The 19,633-nt window shown below is 59.7% G+C and carries 16 protein-coding genes; 4 read left to right on the top strand and 12 right to left on the bottom strand.

The features are described 5' to 3' along the window. Positions 1-17: 17 nt before the first annotated feature. From PH586_RS07835 to PH586_RS07825, 3 genes are all read right to left on the bottom strand, one after another. Positions 18-1,049, bottom strand: coding sequence for a hypothetical protein (locus PH586_RS07835; RefSeq protein WP_271347199.1), 1,032 nt, complete (start codon positions 1,047-1,049; stop codon positions 18-20). 60 nt (positions 1,050-1,109) lie between these two features. After that, entirely contained in the window at positions 1,110-2,393 is a 1,284-nt protein-coding gene (locus PH586_RS07830; protein ID WP_271347198.1) for a cytochrome P450, read from the bottom strand. A 122-nt stretch (positions 2,394-2,515) separates the two neighbouring features. Continuing rightward, a complete protein-coding gene (locus PH586_RS07825; RefSeq protein ID WP_271347197.1) occupies positions 2,516-4,174 on the bottom strand; it encodes a phytoene desaturase family protein in 1,659 nt (552 codons plus the stop codon). 705 nt (positions 4,175-4,879) lie between these two features. On the opposite strand from PH586_RS07825, the gene PH586_RS07820 reads away from it, so the two are divergent. Further along, on the top strand, positions 4,880-5,287 hold the full coding sequence (locus tag PH586_RS07820) for a VOC family protein (RefSeq protein ID WP_271347196.1): 408 nt from the start codon (positions 4,880-4,882) through the stop codon (positions 5,285-5,287). A gap of 27 nt (positions 5,288-5,314) precedes the next feature. On the opposite strand, the gene PH586_RS07815 is transcribed toward PH586_RS07820, so the two are convergent. After that, positions 5,315-6,094, bottom strand: a complete 780-nt coding sequence (locus tag PH586_RS07815; protein ID WP_271347195.1) for an SDR family oxidoreductase — start codon at positions 6,092-6,094, stop codon at positions 5,315-5,317. 189 nt (positions 6,095-6,283) lie between these two features. Between PH586_RS07815 and PH586_RS07810 the strand changes: the two genes are divergently transcribed. Then, positions 6,284-6,931, top strand: a complete 648-nt coding sequence (locus tag PH586_RS07810; RefSeq protein ID WP_271347194.1) for a TetR/AcrR family transcriptional regulator — start codon at positions 6,284-6,286, stop codon at positions 6,929-6,931. A gap of 66 nt (positions 6,932-6,997) precedes the next feature. On the opposite strand, the gene PH586_RS07805 is transcribed toward PH586_RS07810, so the two are convergent. From PH586_RS07805 to PH586_RS07775, 7 genes are all read right to left on the bottom strand, one after another. Beyond that, entirely contained in the window at positions 6,998-7,828 is an 831-nt protein-coding gene (locus tag PH586_RS07805; protein WP_271347193.1) for an SDR family NAD(P)-dependent oxidoreductase, read from the bottom strand. A 39-nt stretch (positions 7,829-7,867) separates the two neighbouring features. Beyond that, positions 7,868-8,686: an enoyl-CoA hydratase/isomerase family protein gene (locus PH586_RS07800; protein ID WP_271347192.1), complete on the bottom strand. Its 819-nt coding sequence runs from the start codon at positions 8,684-8,686 to the stop codon at positions 7,868-7,870. Then, positions 8,683-9,654 (bottom strand): VOC family protein, encoded by a 972-nt coding sequence (locus PH586_RS07795; protein WP_271347191.1) that lies wholly within the window; start codon positions 9,652-9,654, stop codon positions 8,683-8,685. Before PH586_RS07795 ends, PH586_RS07800 begins: the two co-directional genes overlap by 4 nt. Positions 9,655-9,736: 82 nt before the next feature. Beyond that, on the bottom strand, positions 9,737-12,235 hold the full coding sequence (locus PH586_RS07790; RefSeq protein ID WP_271347190.1) for an efflux RND transporter permease subunit: 2,499 nt from the start codon (positions 12,233-12,235) through the stop codon (positions 9,737-9,739). Positions 12,236-12,269: 34 nt separating this feature from the next. After that, positions 12,270-13,424, bottom strand: a complete 1,155-nt coding sequence (locus PH586_RS07785) for a WD40/YVTN/BNR-like repeat-containing protein (RefSeq protein ID WP_271347189.1) — start codon at positions 13,422-13,424, stop codon at positions 12,270-12,272. 138 nt (positions 13,425-13,562) lie between these two features. Next, complete coding sequence (locus PH586_RS07780) at positions 13,563-14,927, bottom strand: DUF1329 domain-containing protein (RefSeq protein WP_271347188.1); 1,365 nt, start codon at positions 14,925-14,927, stop codon at positions 13,563-13,565. Between the two features lie 24 nt (positions 14,928-14,951). After that, the gene (locus PH586_RS07775; RefSeq protein ID WP_271347187.1) at positions 14,952-16,622 is read right to left on the bottom strand and encodes a DUF1302 domain-containing protein; all 1,671 of its coding nucleotides are present in this window, start codon (positions 16,620-16,622) and stop codon (positions 14,952-14,954) included. A 445-nt stretch (positions 16,623-17,067) separates the two neighbouring features. On the opposite strand from PH586_RS07775, the gene PH586_RS07770 reads away from it, so the two are divergent. Then, complete coding sequence (locus tag PH586_RS07770; protein ID WP_271347186.1) at positions 17,068-17,916, top strand: SDR family oxidoreductase; 849 nt, start codon at positions 17,068-17,070, stop codon at positions 17,914-17,916. Positions 17,917-17,989: 73 nt separating this feature from the next. Next, complete coding sequence (locus tag PH586_RS07765; RefSeq protein WP_271347185.1) at positions 17,990-18,541, top strand: glutathione peroxidase; 552 nt, start codon at positions 17,990-17,992, stop codon at positions 18,539-18,541. Between the two features lie 67 nt (positions 18,542-18,608). Here PH586_RS07765 and PH586_RS07760 read toward each other — a convergent pair whose 3' ends face one another. Beyond that, a complete protein-coding gene (locus PH586_RS07760; protein WP_271347184.1) occupies positions 18,609-19,520 on the bottom strand; it encodes a LysR family transcriptional regulator in 912 nt (303 codons plus the stop codon). Positions 19,521-19,633: the final 113 nt, after the last annotated feature.

Here is a 19,633-nt window from a genome sequence, read left to right as displayed (position 1 = left end):
TCGCAACTCGCTGGGTTTCAGAGATCGCGGCCCGGCACGTTACGCGCAGAGCCGTTGCGCCGATCAGACTCACCCCAGCCCAGCCAATGCGAGGGCTCGCGGGTATCGCCGACCCGGCGCCAGCGCCCTTCCTGCTGCGCGGTGATCGGGAAGCCGCCGACGAAGTCGATCATTTCGCCCTTTTCGTCCGGCAGGAACTCCCACTCCTCCTTGCCTTCCAGCACCACTTTGGCCGATTCAAGGAAGTAGCTGCCCTCCTTGTGCTTGGTCTGCCCTTCGATGTCGGTGGTGACGCTCACTTCACCCTTGTCGTTGGAGAAGATCGCGTAACCGAGGTGGTCATGGCCGACCATGAAGGAGCCGGCGTCCCAACTGCCGTCCTTGTACACGGTGACGAACGACCACCAGATGACGTGCTTGTTGTTGTTGACCACCAGGTCCTTCTTGAAGTGGATGGCACCACCCTCGGCCATGTAGAACTGGTCGAGCGCCATCGCCCCCTTCACCGGCTTGCCTTCGCAGACGCCGGAGAGTTCCCACAGCTGCGACACGTAGAACGTGCCCCACTCCACCCCCGGCAGGTACCACTGCAGGCCTGGACCGAGCAACCTGCCCTCCAGTTGGAACAGACCGTCCTCCTTCCAGGTCAGGCACTCGCTGTTGGCGGTGATCTCCCAGCCGTTGCCGGCTTCACCGGGTTGGTTGGTCCAGCGCACTGTGTCGCCATCGAGGGTCTGCAGCGGCTTGGGACTCAGTGCCTGACGGGCCATTTTCTCGTGGTCCATGCGCAGGTTGACGCCGTCGACATGGTTGTTCAGGTAGAAGAACCTGGTCGGGTTCGGCGTGCCGCCTGGGGCCAGCAGCGAACGCACGAAGGAATAGATGTTGCCGTCCTCGTCACGCACCGAGCCAAATGGCGAGGATTTGCTCAATTGCAGACCGAAGAAGCCGCGGCTGCCGCCCATTGAGGCACCGCTGACCTGGTGCGGGCCGACCAGTTGCTGGAAGCCAAAGTCGCCGCGCTCGGGAATCGTCTTGAAAGTTCGCATGGGAGTCGTCTCTTGTCGTTATCATCGAAAGTCACGCAAAGCAGATTGGGATAGCGCCGTTCAGTCCCAGATCACCGGGAGCGACGCAGCACCACGCAACTGCGCACCTTCGATGACCGGGGCCGGTTGCGATGGATCCAGGCGCAGGTTGGGGAACAGGTCGAGGATGGCGTTGATCGAGCAGCTGATCTCGACCTTGGCGATGAACTGGCCAATGCACATGTGCGGGCCGAAGCCGAAGCCGAAGGCGGGCTTGAGCTTGCGGTCGATGTCGAACACCTCGGGGTTCTCGAAGGCGTCCTCATCGCGGTTGGCGGAGACCACCATGCACTGCACGAAGGAGCCCTTGGGAATCTTCACCCCATGGAACTCGACATCCTTGGCGGTCTCGCGCACCTTGAAGGTGGCCACCGGTTCGAAGCGCGCGGTTTCATCCATCAGCTTGGGAATCAGCGAGCGATCGGCCCTGACCCGCTCCAGCAGGCCTGGGGTGGTGAGCAGCAGGGTCATCACCGAACTGAACATGCGCGTGGTGGTTTCGCCGGCAGCGGGCAGCAGCGAGCGGGTGAAGGTGATCACCTCATGATCATCCAGGGTGCGGCCTTCGTACTCGGCGCGTAGCAGACGCCCGACCACATCGTCGCCCTGGCTGCCCTCCGCGCGACGACTCACGACGACGTCCTGGATGGCGTCGTACAGCCCCTTTACCGCGATGCCGGCCTTCTGCCGGGCCTCGGCCATCTTCTCCGGATCGATCTGGTTGCCGCCGACCATCGCCAGCGCCCAGGCGGCGTACTGCTTGTACTTGGACGGGTCATCGGAGGGAAATCCCATCAGCGCGTACATGATACGGATCGGCAACTCCAGGCCGAACTGCATCAAGTCGGCCTTCTTCTCCGGGATCAGCGGTTCCAGGAAGCCCTTGCGGATCACCTCGTCGATCTGCCCACGCCACTTGTTCACGTTCTCCGGCATGAACGCCGGTTGCAACAGGGCACGTACCTTGCGGTGCGGCTCGCCGTCCATGGCCAGGATCACCAGGCCATCGAAGAAGGCGCCCAGGCCCTCGGCGATGAAGCCACTGGTGAAAGTATTGCCGTCGCGCAACACCGCCATCACGTCCTGGTACTTGAACAGGGCGAAGGTCGGCCGCGTCCCCTGCTGGATGCCGGCATTGGTCGGCACACCGAACTGGGTGATGAAGTCGCCTTGGTAGACGGGGGATTTCAGGCGCTGCTCCCGGCACGCTTTATGGATGTCCAGGTTCGTGCCCAGGTAGGTTGCCGATACCGCGGCGTAGGCACTCTTGAGATCGATTGGGGACTCGTTAGGGGTAGCACTCATGTTCACTTCTCGCTCTATTGAATTGTCATTGTCATTGTCATTGCCATTGACCTGTCGGGCGGCGCGGCTCGCCGCACCGGCCCCTGTGGAGCCCCAACCGATCAATGGCCGGACGGCCGCGCTCACGCCCCAGGCGTGGACTGGCCAACAGCTTGCTGGCTGGCACCTGCCGGTGCCGCTGTTCGGTCGCTTGCACGCTTACCCAGGTAACGCTTGACCCGCTGGGCAGCCAGACGCCCCGCCATGCCGTTGACACCACCACCGGGGTGGATGCCGGCACTGCCGAAGTAGAGGCCTTCGACCGGTAGGGTATCGCCGCCCAGACCAAGGGCCGGGCGCATGCTGCTGGAACGCAGGCTGGTCGTGTCGATGTGCACGACACAGCCATTCACCGTGTTCAAGCGCGCGGTGAAATCCGGCGCGGCCTCGAGACGGCGACCAATAATGGTGTCTTCACGCACGCCCTCGATGTATTCGCTGATCTGGCTGATCAGCTGATCGGCTACCCGCTCGCGCAGTGCATCCCAGCCTTCGACGGGATTGACCGGCATGGCCGGCGGGTACACGTACAGCACGTCCTGGCCGCTCGGTGCCTGCGACGGGTCGACGGCACTGGGTGCGGCGAAGGTGATGTAAGGCAGGCGTGGCACCTCGCCGCGCGCACTGGCGGCGAAGTTCTCCAGCACCGCCTCGGCGGTACCGATCAACAGGCAGGCCTTGCGCAGGTCGATGCCGTCGCCGCGCATGGCCTCGAAACGCGGCACCGATATCTGTCCGTTCAGGGCCAGGTCCAGCTTGACCGGGCCGGCACCATGGGCGTTGGCCGGCGCCAACGCCACACGGGTCAACAGTTGCTGTTCGATTGCTCCCGGAGTGACCATTTCCAGTGCCACCTTGGGGTGGCAACTGGCGACTACCACACGGGCATGGAACTCCTGGCCGTCCGCCAGGCGCACGCCGCGTACCTTGCCGTCCACGGCGACGATCTCGCTCACCGAGGCCGAGGTCATCACCTCGCCGCCCAGCTCCTCGAAGCGCGAACGCAGCGCGTCGCTGAGCTTCTGCATGCCGCCGATCACCCGGCCCACGCCAAAGCGATGGAGGAAGGCCACCAAGGCGTAGTAGATGCCGCTGCCATCCGCCGTGATCACACCGGCCAGCCCGGTCAGCGCGCACATGGCGGAGATGGTTACCGGGTGCTCGAAACGTTCCAGCGCCGCCTGGTAGGCCGAGCCAGTCATCAATGCCATCAATTCGGGTTTGAGTTTGCGATTTCTCAACACGGTTCCTAGCACCTTGAGCTTGGTGCCCAAATTGAACTTGGCCGGGTCGGCCCGCATCATCGGCAGCGCCATGTCGATGAACACATCCAGCACCTTGACGAACGCCAGGTAGGCGTCGGCATCACGCTGGCTGTAGCGGCGGATTTCTTCGGCGGTTCTGCTGGCGTCACGCCAGAACACTACCGAGGTGCCGTCCGGGTGCAGATAAACATAACCAGGCGAGTATTCGACCGCCTGGAAACCATGGCGATCCAGCTCCAGTTCAACGGGCACATGGGCATGCACTCGCATTGACATCATGTCCAATGCGCAAGGATGCACCAGATGCTCGGGAGCCTCGGGAATCAGGTAACCGGAAGATGCCATGCCGCCGACCTTAGCCTGCGCCTCCAGCACCATCACCTTGTTGCCCTCGGCGGCCAGGTAGCACCCGGCGGTCAGGCCATTGTGTCCGCCCCCAACAACGAGGACATCGAACTCGGCATTACTCAACGTCATATTTGCTCTCCATGGCTGGTCGATATGACGCCAGCCAACTTGTGTGCACTTCAATGGCCTGGTCCGTTATCGGATCATCCATGCGCGGATAATCGTCGAGGCAACCAACTCGCACGTCACTTGATCCGGCAAGGACGAACCAGCCATATTCAATCGTTTGCAAGAGACTCGCCTGGGTCAGGCCGAAGGCCTTACCGCCAGGCAACCCGCCTCCTGCGCGCTATATAGGCTGACCGGCAACAGCCGCTCAGCAAAAAAAAGAGTCAGTTCAACAAGAGCCCGCACACGGCACTAACACTGCGCACAGCACGTCCGAACTATTGAAACGCGGTAATGAAACTGCCTGCTGGCCACTATGCGTTTCCCTGCGCCTGTGCCTCGGCCAGGGCGGCCGCAATCGATGCGATGATCGCCAGATAATTTGAGACAGTGGGTTGAAGATTCATTGGGCCGATCTCCGTTATTAGACTTATCGAGAAATCGCAACGCAGTTCGCTGCGATTGCCAAGTATTACCCTAACGAATAAGCCGCCAGAGCGGCAGCGCATCCGTTTGACCTTGAGTCAAACGAAAACGGCCAGATACCTTGGTTGGGAGAGAACCCACTTGTAGCATCGGGCTAACAACGCAAGTGCACTCGCTATCAGCGCGGCCAGTTCGGCGAAACAAGCGCAGTGCCGCATTAAGCTCATTCAAGGAAACAGCATGATTACGCGCATGGATCACTTCACCATCGTCACCGATCAGCTGCAGGGCACTCGCCACTTCTATGTCGAGGTACTTGGCTTACGCGAAGGGCCGCGTCCGCCCTTCCCGGTTGCCGGCTACTGGCTGTACGTCGGCGCCCATCCGGTCCTGCACGTGGTTGCCGTCGAACGGATGCCCGAGCCGCGCCGCGGGGTTCTCGATCACATGGCCTTTCGCGCCGAGGGTCTGGCGACCACCCTTGAGCGCCTGGATCAGCATGGCATCGCCTTTCGCATCATTCGCGCGCCGGGCGAAACCCGCACCTGGCAACTGTTCTGCAACGACCCCAACGGGGTCGAGGTGGAGCTGGACTTCGCCCAGACAGAAGCCGCCCCGCCTGACTGGAAAGCCCGTTGCAAGGCATGACCGACTGCTGCGCAACCTGGGCTGCAGCTAGATCAGCCCGGCATAGCTGCCGCCATCCACTTGCAAGTTCTGCCCGGTGATATAGCTGGCCTGGACCGAGCAGAAGAACGCGCAGGCCGCGGCAAACTCTTCGGCTGTACCGAAGCGCCGGGCCGGAATCGGCCGGAGCATTTCCACCCGCGCCTGTTCCAAGCTGCAGCCCTTGTGCTTGGCCAACTGCGCGGTCATGAACTGCAACCGATCAGTTTCGATACGCTCCGGCAACAAGTTATTCAGGGTGACGTTGTCACGCACGACTTCGTTGGCCAGCGCCTTGGAAAAGGCCGTCAGACCGGCTCGGGCTGCGGTGGAAAGACCAAGTGGCAGGCGCGGCGACTTGACCATGGCCGAAGTGATATTGACGATCCGTCCGAAACGCCGGGCGCGCATGCCGCCGACCACGGCCTGGATCAACAGAATCGCCGAGAGCATGTTGGCCTCCACGGCCGTTAACCAGGCGGCATGGTCCCACTCCTCGATGCGCCCCGGAGCAGGCCCGCCATTGTTCGTGATCAGGATGTCCGGCTCCGGGCAGGCAGCCAAGAGGGCGGCACGCCCGGCCTCGCTACCGACATCGGCAACCACCGCGAGTGGCTGATGTCCGGTCAAGGCCATGATCTCGGCCGCGGTCCGGGCCAGTTGCCCAGCATCGCGGCCGTTGATCACCACCTCACAGCCTTCTTGTACCAGGGCCAGTGCACAGGCTTTGCCCAGACCACGGGATGACGCACAGACAATGGCCTTACGGCCGTCAATTTGCAGATCCATCGCGACTTCCCCTTGGTTTATTAGCTGTTTGGGACGCTTCGCCGACTCGGCGTTGATGCCTAGGCAGCGGTTGTCTTGTGTTCATCCAGCGGCATGGCAAAACCATACGCAAAGAGTCGACGTGTTAATCTGCGTATCGATATGGCGCCGATCTCGCTGCCGGCATATGGCACACGGAACAACAATAAAATGAATACCTCAGTTCGCACCGAACCCAATAAACGCAATACCCTGAACCGCTTGCTGGAAGTCGCTCGCCAAGAGTTTTCTAAAAAAGGCCTGAGCGGTGCACGCATTGAAGATATAGCCCGCGAGGCCGGGATTACCAAACAGCTGGTTTATCACTATTACGGTTCGAAAGAGCGACTGTTCAGTGCCGTACTGGATGAGTCCTCGCAGCGGATCATGGCCGAACTCATCGCCCTTGAAGTCGAACACTTAGCGCCGACGGCAGCCCTGCGCGAATTACTCAACTACTGTTTCGATCAATACCGGGATGATCCGTTTTTGGGCGCGCTGGCCCTTGAAGGCATTCGCTATCATGACGCCAATGACACGCCACGCAACATGTTTGCCGACCTGACGCCTGCCCTCGCGGAAAAGTTCGACAATATTCTAAAGCGCGGCGCGCAATGCGGGGAGTTCAAAGCCGTGGCCGATCCACGGTTGTTTCTTGCAACAGCCGCCCTGCTCACCTCCGGCGGATTTACCAACCACTATTCCATGTCGGTACTGGTAGGTGTCGATACGCGTTCTGCGCAGGGCATGCAACTGTGGCGGCAACACTCGGTCGATTTCATCGTGTCGAGCATCAGCCTCGCGCCCAACCCGGCGTAACCGCCTCAAGTTGCCGGGTAATACACACCTTTACCCGGCTCACTGGCGACACTCAGCACAACCGAGTTACATGCCGTCCTTGCCCGACTTCTGGAAGAACTCGCGCATCGCTACCAACGAGGGGGTGTGGCTGCTGAAGCCGCCGTCCGCCACCAGCGTGGTGCCGGTCACGAACGACGACTCGTCGCACGCCAGGAACGCCACGACGTTGGCGATCTCGCGAGGCGTCCCCAGTTCCGGGGTCATGTGGTTGTCGCGCAGGATATCCAGCAATTGCGCAGGCATGGAATCATGGGCGTTCTCCGCCGGTGCCAGGCCGATCTGTACGGCATTGGCGCGGATGCCCTGCTTGCCGTACTGAGCGGCGATCAAGCGCGGCAACATGATCAGCGCCGCCTTCGAGGTGGCATAACCGGTCAGGGAAAGATCGCCCTGCACGCCCAGTCCGGAGGTGGCGAAGATCACCGAGCCTTTACCGTGCTTGAGCATCACTGGAATGCTGTATTTGCTGCACAGCACCGCCCCACGCAGGTTGACGGCAATCGCCCGATCCCAGGCGGCCATGTCCAGGTTGCAGATATCGCGGTCGCGCTGGCGTTGCCCTACATCCAGCACAGCAGCGTTGTTGTGCAGGATATCGATGCGGCCGAAACGCTCGACCACCGCCGCCACCATAGCCTCGACCGACTCTTCGGAGGACACGTCGGTGCACAGGCCGATGGCCTGCCCACCTTGCGCCACAATCGAATCGGCGACCTGCTGTGCGGCCTCGCCATTGATATCGACGACCGCGATCTGCGCGCCATGGGACGCCAGCACACGGGCGCACTCAGCGCCGAGGCCGCCGCCCGAGCCGGTGATGATGGCGACTCGGCCATCCAGTTTTCCTGTTGTCATGCTGGTTCTCTCTTGTTGTCGTTCAAGCGGGGAAACGCTTCACTCACCAGTGAAGCGCGGCGCACGTTTCTCACTGAAGGCGCTGGCCGCCTCTTTCGCGTCCAGGGTGGTGGCCAGCAAGGCAAACAGGTCCAGTTCGAGATCAAGGCCACTCTTCAGATCCAGTTCCAGCGCCGCGCGCGCGGCCCTCTTGACATACAACGAGGCCATCGGTGGTTTGCTGGCGATGCGTTGGGCGAACTCAGTTACCTCGCTCAACAAGCTCGCTGCATCGCTGGCCAAGCGACTGATCAAACCGATCTGCCGGGCCTCCTCTGCATTCATCCGATCGCCGGAGAGCAGCATATCCAGCGCGCGGCCGGCTGCCACCACCCGGGAAAGGCGCTGCGTGCCGCCACCACCTGGGATCAAGCCGAGACCGGTCTCCGGCAGGGCGAAAATAGCGTTCGGCGACGCGAAGCGGATATCGCATGCCAGCGCCAGCTCCAGGCCACCGCCCATGCAGTAACCGTGGATCGCGGCAATGATTGGCTTGGCAACCTGATCCAGCGACTCGATCCAGCGAGCCCGCTGCATACGCTGGCGCACCTGCAGGGAGGTCTCGGCACCACGCCGTTCCTTGATGTCCGCACCGGCGCAGAAGCCACGCTCGCCTTCGCCACGGATGACGATGACGCGCACCAAGGGGTCCTTGTCCAGAAGCGCCAAGGCCGCTGGCACGCCCTGGCGAATCTGGTCATTGATCGCGTTGATCTGCCCCGGCCGGGTCAGCACGACCCAGCCAACCGCTGCATCGCGCTCAACGCGGACCGCCTCGTTAATCACCAAGGGCAACTGTTGGCTGGTATCGGCACTCATATGGTGCACTCCTCGAACTCGAAGACCTGACCGTCCAACTCCTTCGGGTCGATCTTGATCAGTGAACGTCCGCCAACGGCTTCAGACGACTCGATCCACTCGAAGGCCGTGCCGCGGGCGCGCAGATCCTCGGCCTTAGCGGCCAGGTCGTTGACACCGATGCGGATGTAGTAAGGACCTGGGCCCCAGTTGTTCACGTAGTGACCGGCATCGGTGTTCCAGTAGGTTGCTTCGATGATATCCAAGGTCGCGCTATTGGTGACGGTGAAGCCCATGCGTGCGCGGCGGTAGCCTTCGCTGCGAATGGCTTCTACCGGACCGCTTGGCTCCCAATCGAGATTGCTGGAGACCGTGCGCAGGGTCTCATCGAGATCGCGCACCAGGAAACCACGCGCGGTCACCCGCACCATGTCGCCTGGCTTCTGGTCGCGCGGCTGGGCCGGCGGCTGGGCGTAGGTTTCCGCCGGCATCTGCAGCGGCTCGGTGGGCATGATCTCGATGCACAGCCCGCCATCGACCGTGGGCCGGTAATAGGGCTGCTCCGGAGTCGCACCGAGCCAGAGCCGGTCGAACGGCATTTCCGGGGTGCGCTGGGCCATACGAAACGGCAGGCGGCGACGCATCAACTTGTCGACCAGCGCGTCGAACTTGTCGCCATGCAGCGCCAGAACGATAGAGTGGGTGATCATCGGCCGATGATGGCCCTGGAAGTCCTTCAGGCTTTCAAGAAAGTCATGGAACAGCGGGTCGCCCGGATTGGGCATATCCAGGTGCCATTGCGGCTCGATGCGAGTCGGCGCGACTGCCAGCGACTTGTGCACACGCAGGAAGTGCGCAATGTAGGGATGATTGTCGAACGCCTGGCGCCAGCGCTCGTGTTTGTAGATACCGAGCTTGTCCACCAGCTTTTCCGTCATCCCATCGGGATCCGGAACCATCATGTCGGCACTCATCAATAATTCGAACATAGCACTCTCCCTCCAATAGCTGGCCATGGCACTAACCTGGCCGATAAGTCAGTGGATTGCGCCGACCGTGCGGCGAATCCGATCAATGAGCTGTAACCGCCTGGGTATGGCTGTCGGTCTGCTTGCGCGAGCGCGGCGAGTCATCGGTGCCGAGGGTCTCGGTGGCCGTGACGGTAGTCTTCGGGTTGAGCAGGAAATGCGACAGAGCCGGGATGAGGATCAAGGCGCCGAGCATGTTCCAGAGGAACATGAAGGTCAGCAGAATGCCCATGTCGGCCTGGAACTTGATCGGTGACCAGGCCCAGGTAACAACCCCGGCCGCCATGGTCAGGCCGATCAGCGCCACCACGCGGCCGGTGAAATCCAACGAGCGGCGGTATGCGACGGCCAGCGTGCCACCGCGCTCCTGCACCGCGAGCTGTACGCTGAGCAGATAGAGTGCGTAATCCACCCCCACACCCACACCCACGGCGATCACCGGCAGGGTTGCCACCTTGAGGCCGATACCCAGCCAGACCATCAACGCCTTGCAGATAATCGTGGTCATGATCAGCGGAATCAGCGCGACCACAGTGGCGCGCCAACTGCGGAAGGTCACCAAGCAGAGCAGCGCCGTGGCGCCATACACCGCGAGGTACATGGTGACGATGCCCTTCTCCACTTCGATATTGGTGGCCGCTTCAATCCCGGCATTACCGGCGGCCAGGAGAAATTCGAGCGGTTGCTCGGCACCGACCTCGGTGTTGTACTCCGCGGCGAACTCTTCGGAGACTTTCAGCACACGGGTCAGAGTGTCCGCCTTGTGATCTGCCAAGTAGGCAATAAGCGGAGTAACCGAGCATTTCTGGTTAGTGATGCCTGGCGAAGAAATCATCGCCGCATCTACCGATGAGTTGGTGATTGCCTGGTCACGACTGATCGTCAACCACTTGGGACTGCCCTCGGCCATACCAGATGTCACGAAACGCACGGTTTCTGACAGTGAACTGGTGGTCTGCACCCCCTCGGTCTGGCGCAGACGCCAGGCTAGTCGATCCATGGTTTGCAGTGACTGGTACAGCCGGCAACTGTCCTCTTTGGTCTTGACGATGACCACGAACTGGTCACTGGAGAGACCGTAGTGATCGGTTATGTAAGCGCTGTCGCGGTTATAGCGCGAATCGGCACGCAGCTCGGGGGCGCCGGGATCGAGATCGCCGATCTTCAGATCGAGCATGACCACGCTGCAGACCACCGTGACCACCACCGACAATGCGATAACCACTGTCGCCCAACGGCGCTCGGTGAATCGGTCCAGACCGTGCCAGACATGCCCCAGGAGGCTGCGGTTCTGCTCACCGGCGCGATCCTTCTCGATGGCTATACGTGCAGCCTTCTTACTCACGCCGATATAGGACAGCGCGACCGGAATCAGCAGAAGCTTGGTAAAGATCAGCACGGCTACGCCCATGCTAGTGGTCAACGCAAGGTCGCGGATCACTGGAATGTCGATGATCACCAGTACGGCGAAACCGACGATATTGCACAGCAACGCGGTGAGCCCGGTGAGAAACAGGCGCCGGAAGGTGTAACGCGCGGCGATGTACTTATGTGTACCGCGGCCAATGTCCTGGAGGATGCCATTCATCTTCTGCGTGCCATGGGAAACCCCAATGGCGAAGATCAGAAACGGCACCAGAATCGAATAGGGATCCAGTTCATAGCCCAGCAGTTGCATCAAGCCCAGCAGCCATACCACCCCCGCCACCGCGATGCTTACTAGCAAAATCGTGCTGCGCAGGCAGCGGGTATAGAAGTAGACAAATAGCGCAGCAATCAACACCGAGGCGCCAAAGAACATCATCACCGCGTACAGACCGTCAATCAAGTCGCCAACCAATTTGCTGAAGCCGACGATGTGGATGCCGATCTTGTCGTTTTGCAGGGAGCGGATCTTCTCCTCCAGCAGCGTGGAGAACTCACCGTAGTTAAGTGGCTCACCAGTCTGCGGATGGATTTCGAGCAGGGGCGCGACGATCATGCTCGAGGTCGCATCATTGGCAACCAGGCTTCCAGTGATACCAGCGCGGCCAATGTTACGTCGCAGGATGTTGATCGAGGCTTCGCTGCCATCGTAATCGGCGGGCATTACCGCGCCGCCATCGATACCGTCCTCGGTGACTTCTTTCCAGCGCACAATCGGCATCCACAGCGACTTCATCCAGGAGCGATCGATACCGGGAATCAGGTACAGGGTGTCGTTGACCTCTTGCAGGGCTTGCAGATATTCAGGGTCGTAAATATCACCCTGTTTGTTCTCTACAACCACCCGAATGCTGTTACCCAGGCCAGGTAGCTGATCCTTGTAAGCCAGGTAGTTCTTGATGTAAGGGCTGGAGCTGGGGATCATTCTCTCGAAACTGGCATTGACCTCCAGCCGCGTCGCGAAGAAACCAAATACCAACGTGGCGAGCAGGCATGCAACGACGACCACCATGCGGTTACTAAAAATAATCCGCTCAAGTAGTCCTCCAGACGACTTGTCGAAGTCCTTGAGGTCTGGAATCACTGGCATTCCGCTGTTGTACTTTTGCTCTACCATGTCTGCTCACTCACTGAAGGGTCGTGCCGGCGGGTCATTCTGCCCGGGCGATCTCGACGACCTTTGCGCCGGAAAAACGAGTCACGACCAGCCGGCCGGGCTTGTCGGTTGCACTGGCTGCATAGACTTCCCCAGCATTGGCTGCTTGAAGTCTGCTGACCTGCAGAGTGCGACGGTCGAGGGAGACCATCTCACCGCTCTGGCTGACCACGATCAGTTGATCGCCCTGCTCAAGTGCACTCACCAGACTGGTTTTGAGGCCAGTCTTAATCTTCTGCCAGTCATGCCCTTGATTACGACTGACAAACAGGTTGCCACGCAGGCCATGCACCAGGAGTAGATCGCTGAAGGCACGCACACCAAAGAACGTACCTGTATAGGGCGTCGGCACCATGACGAAATGTTGCGACTGTTGATCCAGGTGCATAAACACGCCCTGTTCGCCGCTAACGAAAAAGTTGCCCTGGTATTCGGCAAGTGCATACAAGTGCATGCGCCGGTCGTTATCGGTGCGCTCGATCCAGGGCTCCCAGGTGGCGCCGTCATCAGTACTGCGCAGGATCATGCCAAAGGCTCCGACGACAAAACCCAGCCCACTGTCGTCGAACAACACATCGAGTAGAGGCGCAGCCAAGACATCGGCAGTTGCCGAGGTGCCCATGGCCAAGCTGATTTCTTGGAGCATGTCTTGCCCTACCAGGTCGCCGCTGGCGGCACGCTGACCATAAACCTCACGCAACAGCTTCAATAGGCTGCGGCCATCCAGTTGCACCGTCCAACTAAGGCCACCATCACTGGTATGCAACAGCACCGAGTCATGGCCAACGATCCAGCCATGCTGGGCATCGCGAAAGCGTACCTGCACCAGATCACTGGCGACCGGGCTGGGGATCTGCTCCCAGCTCTTGCCGCTATCGGAAGACCGCAGGATCAAGCCATGCGGGCCTACGCTGAACAGATCATCACCCGCGCGTGCCACACCGATGACCGGCGCCGGAAGCTGGAGGGCAACCTGCGCTGCCGACTCACGAAGCGGATCTATCTTGGGAGATGCCGCCGCCTCGACAGCAGCAACCGGCAGCACAGTCAATAAAAGGGTGCAGACCGGCAACACACATGCACGCAACAACAGCCATTGCCGCGGACGAAGACGCAACAGGCAGGAAATCTTAAGGTCGGGGCCAATCATTATTTTTATCCTCAACCGCGCAGGGGTAGGCATGCCGCTCATGCGTCATGCAGCGACCGCGAACCCACTGTGAGTAAACCGTCAGAATCGGCATCTCAATACGAACCCAGCGGTTCGCATCAAGATGCCGCAGCCCGATCAGCGCTGAGTTACACGCGAGACGATTGCCTCGGGCTTCATCTCACGCTCGGAGCGTGGCTCCTTGGCGAATTTGTAGCCGCCCTTCAAACCATCGTTAATCACGGCATACATGCCTTTGTTGAAGTCATAGATGACGTTTTTGACGTTGTAGGGGATGTCCAGGTCATACAACTGAACACCGCTGAGGAACATCGAACGGTACAGCGCACCACTCTTGTCCCAGGCGTCGTAAAGGCCTACACCGAAGGTGTCTTCATCAAGGTAGTAGGTACGCTTGCTGTAGACGTGGCGCTTACCAGGTTTGAGCGTCGCCTCGACGACCCATACCCGATGCAACTCCCAGCGCTCGCACTTTGGATTCGCGTGATTATCAAGAAATTGCTCGTCTTGCTTGCAATCGAAGTAGAACTTGTAGGCATTGTAAGGAATGAACATTTCCTTACGACCAACCAGTTTGTAATCGAAGCGTTCCTGGCTGCCCGAGAACATCTGCAACTCATCAAACAAGGTCACGCCACCCTGGCTAGCCACCGGGGTATCGAAGGCAAATTCAGGTGCCAACTTGATCCGGCGCTGGCCTGGCGTATAACTCCAAGCGCGGCGCGGTTTCGCCAACGGGTCGAGATAGTCGGCCAGTACAACGACTTCGCCAGCACGACGTGCGGGGTACATGTTCAGCGAGTAGACCCGGGCATACATCAGTGGATCGCGATCATCCTGATCGACCTGGTAATAGGGCATTTCTTCAAAAGTTGCCTGCTCGGCGCTTTTCGTAACCTGACCATTGGTGTCGATAACCCAGCTATTGGACGATGAAGTCGTTGAATAACCGCCACCGATCTTGTATCGCAGCTGCTGGTTCCAGATAGCCTCATTACCACTAGCCGGAATCGGGAAAGGCAGACCGCCACGGCAGGCAGGATCGACCGCCAAACCGTCTTTCTGGATCTTGCACTCGGTAGCATTGCGCACGGTTGCGTCGACTACCTTCTGCGGGTAGGCAACTGTACGGTGGCTAGGAAAGATATCCAGGTAGTATTCCGGATTTTTCTGCAGCAGAGTTTTCTGCCCATCGCTCAGCTTGTCGGCGTACTGATCGAGGTTTTTCGAATTGATCCGAAAAAGCGGTTTTTCATCCTTGAACGGGTCAACCCAAAAGCCACTATCCGGCTTGAATCCAGCTGGAGCTTCGCGTAGGCCACCTTCATATGAGGGAATTGTTCCTTCAGCATTACCAGCCTGAAGCGCGCCCCATGGCGTCAGGGATTTACCCAGTTCGGCCGCCTCTTGTGGGCTGACTGCCGCCAGTGCGCACGCCGATAAACCACTCAAGGCGATGCCAAATACGAGTTGAAATTTCATAACCATTCTCCGATCTTGGAATTATTAAAAGGAGGTTTTGTAGGTGAAGGCCAACCAGCCGCGGTCGGTACCCCCGACGTTGCCATTGCCGTTGACCATGCGAGCGCCATTGATGTTGTTGGAGTTCTTTTCCTGCGCAGCGCTATCGGCATAGCGCAGGCTGAACTCATGCTGCGAGCGGTAAGTCATCTTGGCGCCAACCGACCAGGCGAGCGCACCTTCGCTGCCACCACCAGCACTGGCGGCGTTGCCACTCAGGCCGTAGTTGACTGTCAGCGGAACATCCAGCGTCCAGGACGGCAGAATCTCTACGTACTGCGGGGTGAAGTTCACCGCGACGGCGTAGTAGTCCTTGGTCGAGCAGCCATCGGACTTATCGCCCGAACCCGCGACTCCAGGAGTCCTGATGTCACGGCAAGCAGCGTTCCCTTCGCCCTTGTACAGCTCCTCGTGGGAGGTGACCTTGTCCAGATGGCTATAGGCGAACTCGGCTACCAGCGTCGAGTTGTCGGCCAACCAATTACGCGGAACGCCGTAAATAGCGTTAGCCACGAAGTGAATGGTGTCGCCACGCGGACCTTCATCATCCACCAGACTTACGCCTGTAGCGTTGAGTGCTCCCCCCTTGCGGTAGGACAGGTCGGCACCAACAGATGCTGCACCAACGGCGGTGGAGATGCTCAAACCATAGAGTTTGACGTCGCGTGGGTAGACTAGGCGGTATTGACGAGTCGCCAGGTTGACCTGCGGTGCCAGCCACGCTTGGTAGTCATCGAATTCACGGTAGTAAGCGCCGACTGTGGCTTCGATAGCCTCGACGTCCAGCTTGCCCATCACGCCCCAGTTCTGACCATCGCGGCCGCGCTTGGAGGTCGCGTGGTTGAGGTTGAAGCCGGGAGCCGCCGGCAGACGATCGGGACCCTCGAAGAATGGGTCAGCAGCGCCAAAATAGGTGCCGCCATAGGGGAAGCGGGTGTTATCCCACTCATAGAAATATTGCGCGGCAATCGACAGGTTATCGGTGACCTGTGCTTTCGCCGAGACTTGACCGACAGGCAAAAAGACTTCTTTGGTCTCAATACCCGGACTGGTCACGGCTTTCACCGCATCTACAGGTGCCTGCGAGTAGGACATCGCATGCGCACCGATCAACACGCCCTCACCCCAGAACAGAGCGTGACGGCCCACTTTGAGGTTTACCGGGGTTGCGCCCAGGCTGAAGTTGGTCCAAACAAAGGCATCGAGAATCTCACCTGATGGACCTTTGACATAGCGCTCCACCTCGCGGCTATAGCGATTGTTGTTATAGCTGGTGGCCAGTCCCGGTACGTTGCTCTCCACAGAAGTGTCGTCGTAGGCGTTGTCATACCAACCTGCCGCACTGACGCGCCCACCAAAGTCGTTTTTGTAGGAGAGGTCGATCTCGGTTAACAAATCGAGACGATTTGTCACGAGGTCGCCTTTATCGAACTTCCCGTCGGACTCGTCGAAATTCGGGTTGTTCATGATTTTGTTGTCCTGGTCCTCCATGCGCATGCCCAGGTTGTAACGGACTGTATTGTCCCAGCGCATGCGGATGTCGGGGTTACCGACATCGATCTGCATCGCTGTTGCTCCACCTGCACAGCTCATGATCGCCAGCGCCAGGGCGCTGTGAGGCATCGAGATACGACCAAGCGTTCTAATCATCTTCATCTCAGCTCCGTTATTCTTATTTTTGCAACGACTTAGTTTAGAAAAACACCCAACAGCTGCGTTTTCGACCTCTTGCGGAGTAGCTCGCTATCTGAACACTAACGACAGATTCGTTCCACTCTTCGTGAAGGACACCTTAGCGGATAAGTACAGACAATTCCATATGCAGATTTAGATTCTTTATAGAGAATGTCACTCCATCTCATGCCAAAACTGTCTACGGAGGTGCCTGTAACCGGACGCAGACCCGGCCAGGCCAGGCGTCGGCTACAGAGCGTCGACATGCCGGCCAAGTAAACACATTACAATTATTTGTTCAATAATTGCTTTGGCCGTCGTAAGTATTGGGATTTAATGAGCGTAGCACCGAGTCCGCCTGGCGCTTTCCTCGCCCGTGGAATCGCAGAGCCGAGCGCTCTGCCACCCTTACCTATAAGGAGTACCCATGAATATTGATCTCAGTGGCAAACGCGTGATCGTGACCGGCGCTTCACGCGGTATTGGTCGGGCTATTGCCCAGGCATTCGCCGCAGAAGGTGCGCGGGTCGCGATCTGCGCACGTACCGAAGAGGCCGTTGTCTCGGCCGGCAAGGCCTTACAGGCAAGCGCCCAGGCAGTGATCGCCCGCGCGGTCGATGTGACCGATAGCGAGGCCGTCAAGGCATTCGTCCAGGAAGTCGCCGATAGCTGGGGTGGCGTGGATGTTCTGGTCAACAATGCCGGTCAGGGTAAGGGGGGTAACCTGGATACGCTGACGCCGGAAGACATCCTCGAGCACGCGAATATCCTGCAGATGGGCCATTTCCGCTTCGTTCAGGCGGTGGTTCCCTACATGCGCGCACAGCAATGGGGGCGCATTATCGAGATCAATGCCCTGGCCGGTACCGTTCCGACGCCGGATGGCATCCCGTCCGTGATCAACCGCGCCGCCTGCATAGCCCTCTCGCGCTCGCTTGGCATGTCCCTGGCCAAGGACAACATACTAGTCAACAGCCTGAACATGGGCTGGATCGACACCGGGCAGTGGGACCGCCACTACAAGGAAATGGGGCCCGGGGTAACGCGTGAGGAGTTCGATGCCATGGTGATGAAAGTGGTGCCCATCGGCCGTTATGGAAAACCCGAGGACGTCGCCGGCATGGCCTTGTTCCTGGCCAGCGAATTTGCCAGCTTCATCAGTGCCGCCTCGATCGATATTGCCGGAGGCATGGGTGGGCAAATCGCCTACTTCCCCACCCTCAAACGCGATTTCGCGGCCATGGTCCGCGAGCGCAACGGCAATAACCCAGACTGAATCCAGCGCGCCCCAGGCGCCCTGCCTCTGCAGGCACGTCGTGGGCGGCAACTTCACAATCAGGAGCTTCACCATGAGTCAAAAACTCTACGCTATCCCGCTGAAATCCATCGAAGGCAAGCCTCTGACGCTCGAGCACTTCAAAGGCAAGGTGCTGCTGATCGTCAATGTCGCCTCGAAATGCGGACTCACCCCGCAGTACGAAGGTCTCGAGGCGCTCTATAAAGAGAAACGCGAACAGGGGTTCGAAGTACTGGGGTTTCCGGCGAACGATTTCCGCGGCCAGGAGCCGGGCAGCGATGAGGAGATTCAGGCGTTTTGCGACCTCAACTACAGCGTTCAGTTTCCGCTGTTCGCCAAGATCGCGGTAACCGGTGCCGAGCAACATCCGCTGTACAGCATACTCACCGAGGCCCAACCGCTCGCCAGCGGCGACGGCCCGATGCGCGAGCGGCTCAAGGGTTACGGCATCGAAGTCGCGCCGGCACCGGCGGTGCAGTGGAACTTCGAGAAATTCCTGGTCAGCCGCGACGGGCAGGTGGTTGGACGCTTCGCCCCGGACATCGCGGCCGACGACGCTGACCTGCGCCAGGCCATCGACGCCCAATTAAACCTGACGCCTTAGCCCTCAACGCCCTACCCCACCGTTCATCGAGGCCAGCCCCGGCCATGCCTCGATGATCGGCCGTCTTTCAGGACGCACAGGCCATGATCAGGAACTGGCGGAACGCCTGGGCCGGCTCGGACAGTTGCGCCTCGGGGTGCCAGATCAGCCCCAGCTCCATGGGCGGAATGACATCGACCAACGGCCGGCTCTCGATTTTCTTACCTTCCAGCGACCAGGCCCGGTAGAGCATGTCGGAGAGTATGGTCACGCCAAAGCCATGGGCGACTAGCCCGCGCAGGGCTTCCATCGATGAGGTACGGAAGGCCACGTAAGGCTCGAGGCCTTGCGTACGCCAATAGCGCAGCGCAGATTCCTCCCCCTCATCAACCGTCGGCATGATGTAAGCGTGCTGGGCAACGTCGGCCAAGGTAATTGAGGACACGGCGTTCAACGGATGCTGACTGGCTAACCACAGCTGGCGCCGCGAACGAATCAGCACATGGTGCTCGAAGCGCAGCAGATCCTGAGTGTTGGAGACGATGGCCAAGCCCATATCCAACTCGCCACTGATTACCGCGGCTTCGATACTCGGTCGATCCATGTCAAGCAGGTCGACCTCTACCTGCGGGTAGCTGCGTTTGAAGCGCGCCAGCAGCGCGGGCAGGAAATAGCCAAGTACGGTATAGGATGCTCCGACCCGCACCACCCCTTGCATCGAGTGGCCAAGAAACAGCGGCTCGCTGAGCGCATCCTGCAGGGTGTCGAGGATATGCCGCGCGTGCTGGGCGAACTTGTTGCCTTCGGCGGTCAAGGCAACGCCATAGGGCAAACGCTCGAACAGACTGACACCGAGGGCCTGCTCCAGCTGCAAGACCGCCGCAGTGATTGCCGACTGCGAAACATGCACCTTGAGCGCTGCCTGAGAGAATTGTCCGGCATCCGCCGCCGCCACGAAGTAGCGCAGTTGCCGCATGGAAATGTCTTTGCCCTTGGCCATCTGATTTCCTGATACCTGCATTCAGTATTTATGCATCGTCCCCACTGCCACGCTGAGTAAACTCGGGCCTTGTCGGGATTAACCAATGAGCGACCTGGCAGATCCGAACACCG

Source organism: Pseudomonas aestuarii (genome assembly GCF_027988105.1).
Classification (GTDB): Bacteria; Pseudomonadota; Gammaproteobacteria; order Pseudomonadales; family Pseudomonadaceae; genus Aquipseudomonas; species Aquipseudomonas aestuarii.
The sequence above is the reverse complement of the archived record's forward strand: the minus strand, read 5'-3'. Positions and strand labels throughout refer to the sequence as shown.